Source organism: Nocardioides panzhihuensis, assembly GCF_013408335.1.
Lineage (GTDB): Bacteria > Actinomycetota > Actinomycetes > Propionibacteriales > Nocardioidaceae > Nocardioides > Nocardioides panzhihuensis.
Window position 1 is genome coordinate 1,348,710 of record NZ_JACBZR010000001.1, and the last position, 15,394, is coordinate 1,364,103.

Annotated in this window: 13 protein-coding genes; 6 read left to right on the forward strand and 7 right to left on the reverse strand. The window is 70.0% G+C overall.

The window, feature by feature from the left end:
• Positions 1–37: 37 nt before the first annotated feature.
• The 3 genes from BJ988_RS06280 to BJ988_RS06290 form a co-directional block, all read right to left on the reverse strand.
• Positions 38–967 (reverse strand): sugar kinase, encoded by a 930-nt coding sequence (locus BJ988_RS06280; protein WP_218860620.1) that lies wholly within the window; start codon positions 965–967, stop codon positions 38–40.
• Between the two features lie 4 nt (positions 968–971).
• Positions 972–1,625, reverse strand: a complete 654-nt coding sequence (locus BJ988_RS06285; protein ID WP_179657231.1) for an RraA family protein — start codon at positions 1,623–1,625, stop codon at positions 972–974.
• Between the two features lie 89 nt (positions 1,626–1,714).
• Positions 1,715–2,713, reverse strand: coding sequence for a LysR family transcriptional regulator (locus BJ988_RS06290; protein WP_179657232.1), 999 nt, complete (start codon positions 2,711–2,713; stop codon positions 1,715–1,717).
• Positions 2,714–3,026: 313 nt separating this feature from the next.
• Between BJ988_RS06290 and BJ988_RS06295 the strand changes: the two genes are divergently transcribed.
• Together BJ988_RS06295 and BJ988_RS06300 are read left to right on the forward strand one after the other, a co-directional pair.
• Positions 3,027–4,214 (forward strand): mannonate dehydratase, encoded by a 1,188-nt coding sequence (locus BJ988_RS06295; protein WP_179657233.1) that lies wholly within the window; start codon positions 3,027–3,029, stop codon positions 4,212–4,214.
• A gap of 30 nt (positions 4,215–4,244) precedes the next feature.
• Positions 4,245–5,753, forward strand: coding sequence for a TCP-1/cpn60 chaperonin family protein (locus BJ988_RS06300; protein WP_179657234.1), 1,509 nt, complete (start codon positions 4,245–4,247; stop codon positions 5,751–5,753).
• A gap of 23 nt (positions 5,754–5,776) precedes the next feature.
• Here the strand turns inward: BJ988_RS06300 and BJ988_RS06305 are convergent, their stop codons facing one another.
• Together BJ988_RS06305 and BJ988_RS06310 are read right to left on the reverse strand one after the other, a co-directional pair.
• Entirely contained in the window at positions 5,777–7,201 is a 1,425-nt protein-coding gene (locus BJ988_RS06305) for a mandelate racemase/muconate lactonizing enzyme family protein (protein ID WP_179657235.1), read from the reverse strand.
• A gap of 174 nt (positions 7,202–7,375) precedes the next feature.
• Positions 7,376–7,522: a hypothetical protein gene (locus tag BJ988_RS06310; RefSeq protein ID WP_179657236.1), complete on the reverse strand. Its 147-nt coding sequence runs from the start codon at positions 7,520–7,522 to the stop codon at positions 7,376–7,378.
• A gap of 89 nt (positions 7,523–7,611) precedes the next feature.
• On the opposite strand from BJ988_RS06310, the gene BJ988_RS06315 reads away from it, so the two are divergent.
• The 4 genes from BJ988_RS06315 to BJ988_RS06330 all read left to right on the forward strand — a co-directional run bounded on the left by BJ988_RS06315 (position 7,612) and on the right by BJ988_RS06330 (position 11,983).
• Positions 7,612–8,574, forward strand: a complete 963-nt coding sequence (locus BJ988_RS06315; protein ID WP_179657237.1) for a helix-turn-helix domain-containing protein — start codon at positions 7,612–7,614, stop codon at positions 8,572–8,574.
• 24 nt (positions 8,575–8,598) lie between these two features.
• Positions 8,599–9,180, forward strand: a complete 582-nt coding sequence (gene coaE / locus BJ988_RS06320; RefSeq protein ID WP_179657238.1) for a dephospho-CoA kinase — start codon at positions 8,599–8,601, stop codon at positions 9,178–9,180.
• Positions 9,181–9,276: 96 nt separating this feature from the next.
• A complete protein-coding gene (locus BJ988_RS06325; protein ID WP_218860622.1) occupies positions 9,277–10,569 on the forward strand; it encodes a glycoside hydrolase family 3 N-terminal domain-containing protein in 1,293 nt (430 codons plus the stop codon).
• A gap of 274 nt (positions 10,570–10,843) precedes the next feature.
• Complete coding sequence (locus BJ988_RS06330; RefSeq protein ID WP_179657240.1) at positions 10,844–11,983, forward strand: DNA polymerase IV; 1,140 nt, start codon at positions 10,844–10,846, stop codon at positions 11,981–11,983.
• Between the two features lie 121 nt (positions 11,984–12,104).
• Here BJ988_RS06330 and BJ988_RS06335 read toward each other — a convergent pair whose 3' ends face one another.
• Positions 12,105–13,052 carry a sigma-70 family RNA polymerase sigma factor gene (locus BJ988_RS06335; RefSeq protein WP_179657241.1) on the reverse strand — a complete coding sequence of 316 codons (948 nt, stop codon included), beginning with the start codon at positions 13,050–13,052 and terminating at the stop codon, positions 12,105–12,107.
• A 203-nt stretch (positions 13,053–13,255) separates the two neighbouring features.
• Positions 13,256–15,391: a S9 family peptidase gene (locus BJ988_RS06340; protein ID WP_179657242.1), complete on the reverse strand. Its 2,136-nt coding sequence runs from the start codon at positions 15,389–15,391 to the stop codon at positions 13,256–13,258.
• Between the last annotated feature and the right edge of the window lie 3 nt (positions 15,392–15,394).

Genomic DNA, 15,394 nt, shown 5'->3' on the forward strand with positions numbered 1-15,394 from the left:
TGTCTTCCTTCGTGGGAGATGGGGGTGATCCGAGGAGTCACCGCAACCCGCGCGTCTCGAGCACGGCGCTGCGATGAGGGATGGGATCGACCGCCCCGGGGCCGAGGGTGGTCAGGGCGGCTGCATGGACGGCGTACTCGGCGGCGTCACGTGGGCTGGCACCGGCGAGGAGCTGGGCGAGGAAGGCGCCGTCGAAGGCGTCACCCGCACCTGTGCTGTCGATGGCGTCGACACGTGGCGCGGCGAAGCGGGTGATCTCTCCGCCATGGGCGAGCAGGGCGCCGGCGCTGCCGAGCTTGAGCACGATGATCCGTGGGCCCAGGTCGACGAGCTTGGCCAGCACGTCCTCGGGAGCGAGGAGGCCGGTGAGCAGGCGCCCCTCGGACAGGTTGGGCATCACCAGGTCGGCCTCGGTGACGGTCTGCCGGATGACGGCACGGGCACGGCCGGTCTCCCACAGCGCTGGGCGGTGGTTCGGGTCGTAGGAGACCAGCGTGCCGGCGTCCTTGGCGACCTCGATCGCGCGGAAGACGGCGTCGCACGCCGAGGTGCTGATCGCCTGGCTGATCCCGGAGATGTGCAGAGCCCGGGTCGTGCGGATCGCCGTCTCCGGAACCCATGCGGGCGACATCCGGGTGGCCGGTGAGTTCGATCGGTAGTAGGTGAACGCGCTGTGCTCGGGGTCGCGGGAGATGAAGTAGATCCCGGTCGTCCCGTGCGGCTCGCGCTCGACGAGAGCGGTGTCGATGCCCTCGTCGGTCCAGAGTCGGAACAGGGCGTCTCCGAAGGCGTCGTCTCCGATGCGGGTCGCGTAGCCCACGTCGGCACCAGAGCGACGGGCGGCGACGGCGACGTTGGAGGTGTCCCCGCCGTAGCCGACGCTGAAGGTGCGGGCGGAGTCGAGCGGCTCGCCGTTCACCGGGTTGAACTCGACCAGCGGCTCGCCGAGGCAGATGAGGTCCGTCACCACGTCAGACCCGGTTGTAGAGCTCGAGCCCGGTCTTGAGCGACCGTGCCTCCAGGATCAGCCTGGTCTGCTCCGACTCGCGCCGCTCGATCTCCTCGGCGGTCTCCAGGACCTGCTCGACGAGGTCCGCGGGGACACGTACGACACCGTCGGTGTCGGCGACGATCAGGTCGCCCGGGTGGACCTCGACGTCGCCGAGGAGGACCGGCTGGTTGCTCGAGACGGAGCGGTAGCGCCCGACGGTGGTGGCGGAGACGGTGCCGGCGGCGTAGACGGGAAAGTCCGGGTAGTCGCGGGTGATCTCCTCGACGTCACGGACGGCGGCGTCGAGGACGACCCCGGCCAGCTCGTTGACCACGGCTCCGGCAGCCATCAGGCCCCCGAAGACGGCGACGTCGGCTCCGCCGGCGGCGATGCAGAGCACGCTCCCGGCGGGAGATGCGTCGATCGCGTCCAGCGCGTGGGTCGGGGGCTCGGCGGTGTCGCTGGGCTCCTCCAGCACGGTGACGGCCGGCCCCACCACCTTGCCCGGCCGTATCTGGCCGACTCGGCCCGCGAGGTAACCGCGGTGTCCGTGCTTCTCGACGGCGTCGGCGACCGAGGCCGAGGCGATTTTCCGGTATCGGTCGATGATCTGGGGATCGGAAGAGGCGGTCACGCGGACTCCTAGGGTGTGACGAGGGGCGTCGTGCTCAGCCGACGCTAGTGAGCCATGTCACCGCTGAGAACAATGTCTCTCGTATGCCCCTATTCGGATGCCGGATGGATCTGTCGAGGAGGCGCGACCACCTGGCGTACGACGGGCCGCGATCGGTCGACGGGCCGGGTCCCCGCAGGCGCCGGAGCCTGTGCCAGCGCGGTGAGCACCGTCCGAGCGGCGGGGGAGAGCACGGCGTCGGCGTTCCAGCAGACCGCGACCACCCGCTCGTGCGGCCCGTTCAACGCTCTGACCCTCACCCCGGAGAGGTCCGAGATCTGGGCAGCCAGCGCGTTGGTGAGTCCGATGCCCAGACCGGCCCGGACCATCGAGACCAGGGACTGTGGCTGGTTGGTGGCCTGCACCGGGTGCAGCTCGTAGCCCTCGTCACGGAAGAGCTGATAGGCCTCGAACGAGGGCGGTACGTCGGACTCCAGACGGCCGATGGAGATGAGGTCGCGGTGGGCGATGTCGGCGACGTCGAGAGGCTTGTCCTCCTCGGCGAGCGGGTCGCCCTCGGGGATGACCGCGACGAGCTGCTCGCGCCACAGCGGACGGGTGCGGATCGCACCTTGCTTCGGCCGTGGTGTGACCGGTCGCAGGCACAGGTCGATCTCGCCACGCAGCAGCGCGCTGTCGAGCTCGAGGGTGTCGGTCTCCACCAGCGAGATCGTGATGTCGGGCTCGGACTCGGCGAGATCGCGGAGGACCTGCGGCATGAAGGCAGCGCTGGCGCTCGGGTAGGCGCCGAAGTTGACGACGCCGCGGGCGCCACCACGGAAGCTCGACATCTCCGCCTCGGCCAGCTCGACCTCCTGCAGGATCGCCCGGGCGTGCCGAAGGAGGGCTGCGCCCGCCGGGGTGACCGCCGAGGGTCGTTTGCGGCGGTCGAGGACGGGTACGCCCACGGCCCGCTCGAGGGAGGCGACATGCATGCTGACCCGCGGCTGGGAGCGGTGGGTGGCCTCCGCGGCCGAGCTGAACCCACCGGTCTCCACCACCGCCAGGAACGAGACCAGCCACTCGAGTCGTACGTCGGTGTTCAGCATCGCGTTCCTTCGTCGGCAGGTGTGGGGGGTGCACGCGCGGCCGTGGTCGGTGAGGATGCCGGATCATGCCCGTCAAACGACTCCGAGTGGCTGTGACGTGCGTCATACCGAAGGTAAACGGTACGACATACCGGGCATTGCGCAACCGGTCGTGGTCTGCCGTGGACTGTTGTGCCGCCGGGCGGAATGGCGATCTGCCCAGCCCATCAGTTTTCCTGATCGAGGCATCCGGAAGTCGCCGTTGTCAGGGAGACGTCGTCCGCCCTTCACTGATCACGACCTACGACGCGTTTCGAACCGAAGGGACAGTTTCATGACAGATCATTCCCGCCGCAGCGTCCTCAAGCTCAGTGCGGCCGCCGCGGCTGCGTCCGCAGCAGCCGTTCACGTCCCGGGAAGTGCGTCCGCCGCCGAGCGGCGACCCGGACCGTACCCGGACGTGACCTGGCCCGGGGAGGTGGCCGAGGGGCCGGACACTCCGAAGCTGTGCCAGTGGTTCTCCCGGAACCCCGATGAGGCGACGGTACGACGCTGGCGACAGGCCGGGGTCACCGGGGCGCTCGTCACGAATCCGCCGCCCCTGCCGTGGAGCGCCGAGACCCTGCGGGCCGACCGCGACCGCCTGGAGTCGCAGGGCCTGCACATCACCGCGTACCTCATCGCGGTCTCGCAGTCGATCGTCCAGGGCACGGCGGCTCGCGACGCGGACCTGGAGAAGGTCATCGCCTCGGTGCGCGCTGCGGGCGAGGCCGGGATCCCCGTGGTCGAGTACAACTGGTACATCCACCGGCTCACCGAGGGCTACTACGAGCAGGTCGACCAGACCGACCGGATCGGCGCCGGCTACACGGCCTTCGACGCCGACCGCGAGGTGGACGGCGTCAAGGTCAGGGACCTGCCACCGCGGGACGGGACGCCCGTCTACACCCGCGAGCAGCTCTGGGAGAACTACGCCTACTTCCTCGAGCGCGTGGTGCCCGTGGCCGAGGAGGCCGGCGTCCGGCTCGCCGTCCACCCGAACGACCCGCCCTACCAGGTCAGCCGCGGCAACCCGCAGATCATGGGCAGCGTCCCGGACTGGCAACGGATGGTGGAGACGGTCGACAGCCCTTCCAACGGGATGACCGTCCACTCCGGGGTCACCGCCGAGGTGGGCTTCGACTCGGTGTCCTTCCTGCGCTGGATGGCGCGCAAGGACCGGGTCAACCACATCCACTACCGCAATGTCGTGGTCGAGGAGCCGTTCGTGCGCTACGCCGAGGTCTTCCCCGACAACGGGGAGACCGACATGTTCGCCTTCATGCGTGAGCTGGTGCGCTCGGGCTACCACCTCGGCGTGCTCGCCGAGCACCCGAGGGCGCTCGACTTCGACCGGGAGAACGGCTCGATCGGCGGCCAGTACGCCGATGTGGGCGGCGGTGGTCACGGTGGCGAGCTCTACGACACCGGCTACGCCCGCGCGATGCTCCAAGCCGCGATGATCACCGAGAAGCACCGTTGAGCCAGCCCGGGCTGAGCGGGAGGAGCGGTCGTGGTCGTCCTCTCCGCTGAGAGCGCGCTCGGCGGCGCCCGCGCCGGCTTCCGCGCCGCGGCCCGAGCGGTGGCGCCGCTGATCGACGGGTCCGGACGGACGGTCGTGCTCGGTGCCGGGAGCGGGCCACCAGAGGTGACCGCGGACGCAGACCGCGTGCTCGCGTCGCTCCGGCCGGACGCGGGTGGAACCCGGCTGGCGCTGCAGGTTCTGCAGCAGGCCGCAGCTGAGGTGGCCCGCGCCGCGGGTGGCGGTGCGGCCCACACGGTGCTGCTCGCCGATGCTCTCCTGCAGTCGGCTGCGCGCCAGGTGGCGGCCGGGACCGACCCGGTGCAGCTGCGCAACGGGCTCACGCTCGCGTGCGAGGCCGTGCTCGCAGCGATGGCCGACCAGGCGCACCGGGCGTCGCCCTCCGAGCTGCGACGAGTGGTGGACACGGCCCTCGGGCCCTGGTCGCATGCCACCGTCTCGACGGCCGGCGATCCGCCCGGTGCGCTCGGATCGCTCGTGATCGAGGCGCTCGACCACTGCGGTCCGAACCGCTCGCCCAGCGTCGTACCGGCGTTGAGGTATGTGGGGAAGCCGACGCTCGAGGTCGGCGCCGGAGTGGCCCTGGACACCGGCCGGCTCAGCCCGTCGATGGTCACCGACCGAGGCGCGGACCTGGCCGAGCTGTACGACGCCAGGGTGCTGCTCTACGACGGACCCGTGCGCTCGGCCGACGAGCTCCTTCCGCTCCTCGGCCGGCTCGCCGAAGGGCCGGACGGACATCGACCGCTGCTCCTGGTGGCCGATCGAGTCGCCTCGGACGCGCTGGCGGTGCTGGTCGTGAACCATCTCCAAGGACCCTTCCAGGTGGTCGCCGTGGCTGCTCCGCACCTGGGCGCCCACCGGCGTGCACGGCTGGGGGAGGCGGCCGCGCTGACCGGCGCGAGCGTCCTCGGCCTCGAGCGCGGCGTCCCGCTGCAGACCGTCACACCGGACCTGCTCGGTACGGCCCACCGCGTGGAGGTCGACGGACGCCGGTGCCTGATCGAGGGGCACGCGACCGGCGCGGACGGCGCCGGTGATCGGTGGGCACGTCTCCGCGTCCCTGCTGACGGCGTCGTCGGGCAGTCGATGCTCCCGGCCGTGCAGAGCGCTGTCGCCACCGCCTGTGCGGCGGTGGCCGGTGGCGTACTGCCGGCGACGTCTTGGGAGGCGGCCGCGCGCTCGTTGCCGGAGGTCGACCCGACAGGGAGCCGCGACGGCGCGGCGTACGCGGTCCGGGGCGCGCTCGAGGTGATGGCCGGTCGCACGCCGTCGGGATCCGTGCTCCCGCTCGCGCTGTTCCAGGCGAGCCTGCGGGCTGCGTGCTCGGTGACGGGCCTGCTGATCAGCAGCGGCGGGATGGTCCTGGACACCGCGTCAGACTGCCACGCCACCGAGGTGGCCCGGCACGAGGAGCGCCGGGCTCACCAGGGCGGCCACGGCCACGGCCACGGTCATGGCCATGGTCATGGTCACTGATCGGGCTGCGGGGTAGGTGGTGCTCAGCTCCACTGGCGGTCGTGGCTGTTCTTCCAGTCGTCCCATTCGTCGGTCGGGGCGAAGTACTTCTCGCCCTCGGCGAGGTGCTCGCTGACGACCTCCTCGACCAGCTCGAGGCCGAGCCCGGGGGCGTCGGAGACGTGGTAGTAGCCCTTGTCGACGAGCGGCTTGGGCAGGCCGGTGACCAGGTCCTCCCAGAACTTCACCTCGGAGGAGTGCTGCTCGAGCGCCATGAAGTTCTCCGTCGCCGCTGCGACGTGAGCGGCCGCCATCGCGCCGATCGGTGAGCCGGCGTAGTGGATGAACATCGGGATGTTGTGCTCCTGGGCGAGGTCGCCGATGCGCTTGGTCTCCAGGATGCCGCCCGCCGTTGCGATGTCGGGGTGGATGTAGTCGCACGTGCGGCGCTCGAGGAGCGGGCGGAAGCCGTCGAGCCCGTAGATGTCCTCGCCCGTCATGATCGGGGTCGATGAGGAGTCGGTGATCTGCTTGAACTCGTCGTGGTGGAACCACGGCTGGATGTCCTCGAGGTACGCCAGCGAGTACTCCTCCAGCCGCCGGGCGAGACGGATGGCGCTGTTGACGCCGAAGTGGCCGATGTGGTCGATCCCCAGCGGGATGTCCCAGCCGATGGCCTCCCGCATCGCGGCGGGGAACTTGGCGATCTCGTCCATGCCCTTGTCGGTGATCTCGATCCCCGTGTAGGGGTGCTCGGTGGAGCCGTAGGAGTCGCTGGGCGGATCGAGGTCGTACTGTCCCAGATCGCCCCAGGGGCCGGCGCCGGTCAGGGTGCCCGGGATCTTCTTGATCAGCTCGATCCCGACGTCCATCTTGACGAAGGTGTAGCCGAACTCGTCGATCTTCTCCTTCATCTGCTTGGCGTACCCCTCCGGAGTCTCCGCACCGGCGGTGTCGGTGTAGAGGCGGATCTTGTCGCGGTACTTGCCGCCGAGCAGCTGGTAGACGGGGACCTCGTACGCCTTGCCGGTGAGGTCCCACATCGCCATCTCGACCCCGGAGACGCCGCCGCCCTGACGGCCGTGACCGCCGAACTGCTTGATGATCTTGAAGATCTTCTCGACGTTGCAGGGGTTCTCGCCGAGGATGCGGCTCTTCAGCATGAGAGCGAAGCGCTTGTCGGCGTCGTCGCGCACCTCGCCGTAGCCGCTGATGCCCTGGTTGGTGTCGATGCGGACGATGGGGGAGGTGAACGGTACGCCGGCCACCACCGCGATCCGCATGTCGGTGATCTTCAGCTCGCTCGGCGAGGAGGCACGGCGTACGTTCTGGGTCAGGTGGGAGATCTGGTCTTCGATCGGCCGGTCGAGGATCCGCGAGACGGACACTCCCGCGGTCGCGATCCCGGCGGCGCTGAGGAGTGAGCGTCGGTTGAGGGCAGTGGCAGTGGGGTTTCTGAACAGGCTCATAGATGCAGACAAGTGGATCTGAGCCCGAGGGACAATCGCGCTTTCGTGATCGCTCCATTCCGCTCTCACATGCGGCGGATTCCGGATCCTGACATAGCGATCTCGAATAGCGGTCGGCTTTCGCCGCAGGTCAGGGGCTGCTACGGAGGGCGATCGGAGTCGGCCCCCGTCCGGTCACGGCCACCTCACCACGGGCTCGAAGTCCGGGTCGGTGGCGTGGGAACGAGGGGTGGCTCTGGGGCGGTCGGCGCGGATGGCGGCGAACGTTGCGTACGCGGCGACGGTGAGCAGGACGATGAGGACGAGAAGTGCTGTGTTCATGGCAGTAATTCTGCGCTCTTAGGCATTCCTGCCACATTGGCAGAAATGCCTAAGTTGCGCGATTTTCTGCCAGGTGGCACCCTTCTGAGGTGCTTAGGAACGTGGCCGCGGTGATCTGGGACGGTGTCGCTCCCTTCGAGTTCGGGGTCGTGTGCGAGGCCTTCGGGCTAGACCGGCGCGAAGACGGAGTGCCGTTGCTGGAGTTCGGGGTCTGCTCTCAAGAGCCTGGCCTGGTGCGCTCCAACCTGGGTTTCGCGATCGAGGCTCCGTGCGGTCTGGAGCGAGCTGACCAGGCGGATCTGTTGTGTGTCCCGGCCATGCGCAGGGGCGACCCGGTGCCGCCGTGGGTGGTCGAGACGCTGCTGCGCGCCTATCACCGTGGTGCCCGGATCCTGACCGTCTGCGGCGGCGCGTTCGCCCTGGGTGCGGCCGGTCTGCTCGACGGGCGCGAGTGCACGACCCACTGGAACTACACCGACGAGCTCTCGGCCAGGTTCCCAGAGGCGAAGGTGGTGCCCGAGGTGCTCTACGTCGACACCGGGCAGATCATCACCAGCGCCGGCACGGCGGCCGGGCTGGACGCATGCCTGCACATCTGGCGTCAGGAGTACGGTGCGGCGGTCGCCTCTGCGGTGGCTCGCCGGATGGTCGTGCCGCCCCAGCGTGACGGTGGCCAGGCGCAGTTCATCTCCCGCCCCGTGCCCGAGGTCGACGCCGAGACGCTCGGCCCGCTCCTGGCCTGGATCCTGGAGAACCTCCACGACGAGCTCGACGTGGACTCGCTGGCCCGCCGGGTGCTCATGTCGCCGCGTACGTTCGCCCGCAGGTTCCGCGCCGAGACCGGCGTGACCCCCTACGCCTGGATCACCGCCCAGCGGGTCCGTCGCGCAGAGGAGCTGCTCGAGCGCACCGAGCGGTCGATCGAGTGGATCGCGAGCGAGGTCGGGTTCGGCAACGCCGCCGCGCTGCGACACCACTTCACCCGTGTGCGCGGCCTGTCCCCGCAGGCCTACCGGCGCCGGTTCGCCTGCGGGGACGCCGCTACTGCCTAGGTCACGCCCTAGTAGGTTGACGCCATGCGCGTAGGACTTACCGGCGGGATCGCCTCGGGGAAGAGCACGGTGTCGAGGCTGCTGTCCGACCTCGGGGCGGTGATCGTCGACTCGGACATGATCGCCCGGGAGGTCGTCGAGCCGGGTACGCCGGGGCTCGCCCAGGTCGTGGCGGAGTTCGGTCCCTCGGTGCTGACCGAGGCCGGGGAGCTCGACCGGGCCAAGGTGGGGGAGCTCGTCTTCGCCGACGAGTCCGCCCGTGCGCGGCTCAACGCGATCGTCCACCCGCTGGTCGGTGCCCGCTCCGCGGAGCTCGAGGAGGCCGGGCGAGAGGCGGGGAAGCTGGTCGTCAACGACATCCCGCTGCTGGTCGAGGTGGGCTACGCGCCGTTCTTCGACGAGGTGATCGTCGTCGACGTCCCGGTCGAGACCCAGGTCGAGCGGGCGGTCTCGCGCGGGATGACCGAGGCCGACGTCCGTGCCCGCATCTCCGCGCAGGCCAGTCGCGAGGAGCGGCTCGCCGCGGCGACGTACGTCATCGACAACACCGGCACCCTCGAGGACCTGCACAAGCGGGTGCGGGAGATCTACGACTCACTCGCCTGAACGTGTCGGTAGCTGGGGGTTGCTGCCATACTCGGCCGGGTGACTGGGGGCAAGCACACCGATTCAGAGGATCAGCAGCGTCGTCCGAGGCGTTGGATGCGACCGGTGATCGCCGGGGCCGTGCTGGCCCTGTCGGCCGGCGCGGGCGCCGCGGCGGTGACCGTCGGCGTGCCGACGAGGACCGATGTCGAGCCGAGCGGGCCGGTCGCTGCCACCCCGAAGGAAGACCCGAAGAAGGACACCACGGCGCTTTCGTGGGGTCCGACGCGCGGCGAGCTCGCGACCGCCCGTGAGCTGGTGGCCGGCTGGGACGAGAGGCAGCTCGCCGGTCAGGTGATCGTCGGCCGCTACCACGGCACCGATCCGGCCAAGGCCGCGAAGATGGTGCGCAAGCTCCACCTCGCCGGAGTCAGCGTCACCGGCGAGAACGTGGTCGACGAGGCACAGGTGCGTGAGACGACCGCTGCGGTCAGCGAGGCGGTCGCCGCCGACGGCCGCACGTTCCCGGCGGTGATCGGCGTCGACCAGGAGGGTGGCGTGGTCTCCCACCTGCGCGGCGTGGCCACCGAGTTCCCGGAGTTCGCGCGCACCGGGGACGCCATCGAGGCCAAGCCGCGCAAGGGCGTCCCGGTGACGACCGAGGCAGCGCGCACGACGGCGCTCGAGCTACGAGACCTGGGCTTCACCTGGGCGTTCGCGCCGGTCGCCGACGTGACCGTCGGCGCGACCGACCCGACGATCGGGTCGCGCTCGCCGAGCGAGGACAAGAAGATCGCCGCAGCGGCCGTATCCGCGGCCGTGCAGGGCTACAACGCCGCCGGTCTGGTCTCCACCACCAAGCACTTCCCGGGCCACGGCGCGGTCACCGGAGACACCCATCTCGGGCTCCAGGAGCTCGACTTCGGGATGAAGAAGCTGAAGCGTCGTGACCTGGTGCCCTTCGATGCGGCCGTGGATGCCGGCGCTCCGGCCGTCATGATCAGCCACGTCGACGTGAAGGCGGTGGCTCCCGGGGAGCCGGCCAGCATGGCGGCCCCGATCTACGACCTGCTCCGCGACGACCTCGGCTTCGACGGCATCGCGATCACCGACTCGCTGGGGATGGGCGCGGTCACGACCACCACCAAGAAGCCCTCGGTGGTCGCGCTCGAAGCCGGCGCCGACCTTCTGCTGATGCCGGCCGACTCCCGCGCCGCCCACCGCAGCGTCGTCAAGGCCCTCCGCTCCGGTCGACTCGACCGTGCACGGGTCGAGCAGGCGGCGGCGAAGGTCGTCGCCATGCAGATGTGGCAGCAGCGCACCGCCGAGGCGGTCGCGGTGCCCGGTGACGTACGCAAGCAGGCGGAGAAGGCCTCCGAGGCCCTCTCCGAGGCCGGCTCCGAAGGCTGACCCACACCGGGCTCGTTCGTGGCACCATCGGTGCATGAGCGAGCGCCAGCGAGCGACCATAAGCCTCATGCCGACGCCTCCGTATTCTTGGCCTTCCTGCACGGAGGCGTTGGCATGAGCGAGCGCCAGCGAGCGACCATAAGCCTCATGCCGACGCCTCCGTATTCTTGGCCTTCCTGCGCGGAGGCGTTGGCATGAGCGAGCGCCAGCGAGCGACCATAAGCCTCATGCCGACGCCTCCGTATTCTTGGCCTTCCTGCGCGGAGGCGTTGGCATGAGCGTCGTGCTTCACGTCGACCTGGACCAGTTCATCGCGGCGGTCGAGGTGCTGCGACGTCCCGAGCTCGCCGGCAGGCCGGTGATCGTGGGCGGGCGCGGCGACCCGGCCGAGCGAGCGGTCGTCTCGACGGCGTCCTATGAGGCCCGGGCGTACGGCGTCGGTTCGGGGATGCCGCTGCGCCTCGCGGTGCGGAAGTGTCCCGATGCGGTGCTGCTGCCGGTCGATCACGTCGCCTACGACGAGGCCTCCGGCGGCGTCATGGACACGCTGCGGTCGCTGGAGTGGGGCGGCGTACCGGTCCTGGTCGAGGTCCTCGGCTGGGACGAGGCGTTCCTGGGCCCGGGCCCAGGACATGGCGAGCTCGGCGACCCGGCGGTCTTCGCCCAGGACGTACGCGACGTGGTGCTCGCCCGCACCCGGCTCCGCAGCGGCGTCGGTGTCGGCGACAACAAGCTGCAGGCGAAGCTCGCCACCGGGTTCGCCAAGCAGCGGGTCGATGGAGCCCTCGCGCGCGAGGCCGGGGCCGGCGGCCACGAGCCCGGTCCGGGCGGGCAGCTGCGGGGGAGCGGCGTCTACCGGATCACGCACGAGACCTGGGACGCCGAGATGGGTCATCGTCCGACCGACGCGCTGTGGGGGATCGGGGCGAAGACCGCGAAGCGGCTCGCCGGGCTCGGGATCGAGACGGTCGCCGAGCTGGGAGCAGCCCCGGCGGAGCGGCTGGCCGCCGAGATCGGGCCCACCACCGGCCCCTGGCTACGCCGCCTGGGCCGGGGCGCCGACACCAGCCCCGTCGACCCCTCGCCCTGGGTCGCCCGCGGCCACGGTCACGAGGAGACCTTCCAGCAGGATCTCGTCGAGTGGCTCGACATCGTCGCCGCGACCCGGCGGCTCTGTGCCGAGTGCCTGGCCGACGTGGTCAAGGAGGACCGACCGGTGACCAGGGTCGAGATCAAGGTGCGGTTCAAACCGTTCTTCACCGTCACCCGCGGCCACAAGCTCCCCGAGCCCACCCTCGACGGTGGCCGGCTCGCCGACGAGGCCGAGGCGCTTCTCGAGCGGGTCGAGAAGGACCGTCCGATCCGCCTGATCGGCGTACGCCTGGAGATGGCCCCACCGCCCGGAGGCTACTGACCGCCGAGACGTCACTCCCGTCGGCCGAGATGGCACGGGAGTGCCATCTCGGCCGACCGGGGTGACGCCTCGACACAGAAAGACTCGGCGCCCCCGAAGGGACGCCGAGTCGATCGGTGAGTCAGGCCGCCAGGTCTGGGTCGGCGAAGCGACGCAGCTTCTGCAGCGCCTCCCGCTCGAGCTGGCGTACGCGCTCGGCGGAGATGCCGTGCTTGACGCCGATGTCGGCGAGCTTGTGCTGGCGCCCGTCGGTGAGCCCGTAGCGGGATCGGACGATGTCCGCGGATCGCTCGTCGAGCTGGCCGACCAGCGAGTTGAGCCGCTCGCGCGACTCGACGTCGATCACGTCCATGTCAGGGCCGGGGGCCGACTCCTGAGCCATCAGGTCGCCGAGCGAGGTGTCGCCGTCCTCGTCGATGGGCGTGTCGAGCGAGACGTGGTCACGACCCCAGGAGAGCAGGTCGAGAACCCGGTCGATGTCCATGCCGAGCTCGGTGGCGATCTCCTCCGGCTCCGGGTCGCGGCCGAGCTGGCGCTCCAGGGTGCGGCGGGCGCCGCCGACCTGGTTGAGCTCCTCGACGACGTGGACCGGGAGCCGGACCACACGCGCCTGCTGGGCGATGCCGCGGGTGATCGCCTGGCGCACCCACCACGTCGCATACGTCGAGAACTTGTAGCCCTTGGTGTAGTCGAACTTCTCCACGGCCCTGATCAGGCCGGTGTTGCCTTCCTGGATCAGGTCGAGCATCGGCATCTGCGCGCGGCCGTACTTCCGCGCGATGGACACCACGAGTCGCAGGTTGGCGTTGATGAACTCGCGAGTGGCGCGCTGGCCCTCCTCGGCCAGCCACTCCAGCTCGGCTCGAGTGGCTCCGCCGGGTGCCTTCTTGCGGCCGACGCGGCCCTCGGCCAAGAGGTGCTCGGCCATCAGGCCGGCCTCGATGGTCTTGGAGAGCTCAACCTCTTTGGCAGCATCCAAGAGTTCGTTGCGCGCGATCTCGTCGAGATACAGCCCGACGCTGTCGCGGCCTTCGATCTCACGGGTGGCGGTTGCGGTGCGTGTCGCCATGGGAACCTCCTCACGGTGAGGTTTGTGGCCTCACGGTGTTTCAACGCTTCGCCCCTCCCAGGTGTTCCCTGGTAGAGCGCCTTGTCATCGATCCGACTTCGATCTCTTGTCCGGTTCGACGTACGCCAGGGGCGATAAGTTGCATCGCGAGGTGAATCTCAGGGGTTTCTCATGGAGTACCCCGAGAACCCTGCGGATATGCCTTACGAGGGGGTCACCTGATCGATCATCCAGGCAAGGCTGAACGCCCGGTCCTCCCACGCCTTGTATCGCCCCGAGACCCCTCCGTGTCCGGCCGCCATCTCCGTCTTCAGGAGCACGTCACCGGGATTCTCCGCCACGGCCCGCAGCTTCGCGACCCATTTCGCGGGCTCGACGTAGAGCACCCGGGTGTCGTTGATGCTGGTCTCGGCCAGGATCGGCGGATAGTGCTGGGCGGTGACGTTGGTGTAGGGGTCGTAGGAGGCCATGTAGTCGTAGGTCTCCCGGTCGGCCTCCGGGTTGCCCCACTCGTCGTACTCGGTGACGGTCAGCGGCAGCGTCGCGTCGAGCATCGTGGTCAGCGCGTCCACGAAGGGCACCGCGGCCACGATCGCGCCCACGGCGTCGGGCGCCTGGTTGGCGACGGCGCCCATCAGCAGGCCGCCGGCGCTGCCGCCCTCGGCGATGATCTGGCTGGGCGTCGACCAGCCGGACTCGGCCAGGTGGCGGGCACAGGCGATGTAGTCGGAGAAGGTGTTCTGCTTCTTGAGCATCTTCCCGTCGTCGTACCAGGCCCGGCCCATCTCCCCGCCGCCGCGGATGTGGGCGATCGCGAACCCGATCCCACGGTCCAGCAGGCTCAGCCGGGCGATCGAGAAGTAGGGGTCCATGCTGGCCTCGTAGGACCCGTAGGCGTAGAGCAGCACCGGGATCGGCCCCGTCTCGTGGAGCCCCTTCTTCGCCACGATGGAGATCGGCACCCGGACGCCGTCCTCGGCCGTGGCCCAGAGGCGGTGCTCCTCGTAGTCGTCGCGGTCGTAGCCGCCGAGCACCGGGGCCTGCTTGCGCAGGGTCAGCGCGCGGGTGCGTACGTCGTAGTCGTAGACGGAGGCCGGGGTGCGCATCGTGGTGTAGCCGAGCCGCACGACCGGGGTCTCGAAGGCCGGGTTGGAGCCGGAGCCGATGGTGTAGAGCTCGTCGTCGAACTTCACCAGGTAGTCGTCGGCCACGCCGGCCTCACCGAGCTCCAGGATGCGGAGCTGGGTCAGGCCCTCGCTGCGCTGGTGCACGACCAGGTGGCCGGCGAAGGCGTCGACGTCCTCCAGACGTACGCCCTGGGTGTGGGGGATCAGCGGCCGCCACTGGTCGCGCGGGGTCGGTGCGACCGGCGCGGTCGCGATCTCGAAGTCCGGGCCCGAGGCGTTGTGGGTGACCAGGAAGACGTCCTCGCCGGCGACGGTGGCGTGCTCCAGGGAGTACTCGACGCCCTCCTCGCGGGCGGCGAAGACCTGCCAGCCGGCGTCGGGGTCGTCGAGGTCGAGGAAGCGGTACTCGGCGGTGATCTTCGCGGCCGTGCCGATGAACATGAACCGGTCGGACTTGGTCCGCCCCACACCGACCCAGAACCGGTCGTCGGCCTCGTGGTAGACGAGCTCGTCCTGGTCCTGGGTGGTGCCGAGGCGGTGGCACCAGATCTTGTCGGCTCGCCAGGACTCGTCGGCGGTCGTGTAGTAGAGCGCCGAGGACTCGCGGTCCCAGGTGGCGCCGCCGTGGACGTTGGTGAGCTCGTCGGTGAGCAGCTCGCCGGTGGTCAGGTCCTTGACTCGTACGGTGTAGCGCTCGTCGCCGGCCACGTCGATCGCGTAGGCGAGCAGGGTGGTGCTCGGGCTCACGCTGGAGCCGCCGAGGCTGAAGAACTCGTGGCCCTCGGCGAGCGCGTCGAGGTCGAGCAGCACCTCCTCGTCGGGGAGCGCGGGCTGGTCGTGGGTGACGTCGGCCGGGGTCGGCGGAGTCCAGTCGTCGGGGTCGGCGGCCTTCACCCGGCAGCTCGCGCCGTACTGCTTCCCCTCGAAGCTGCGGCCGTAGTACCAGTAGCCGCGCGACCGGGTCGGCACGCTCAGGTCGGTCTCGAGGGTGCGCGCCTTGATCTCCTCGAAGATCTGCGTGCGCAGGTCGGCGAGATGGTCGGTCTGCTGCTCGGTGTAGTCGTTCTCTGCCTCGATGTAGGCGATGACCTCGGGGCTCTCCTTCTCGCGAAGCCACTCGTAGTCATCGGCCCGGGTCAGGCCGTGGAACTGCTTGGACGAGGGCTTCTTGGGTGCGATCGGCCAGGGCGTCGACGGGAGGGCTTCAGACATGAA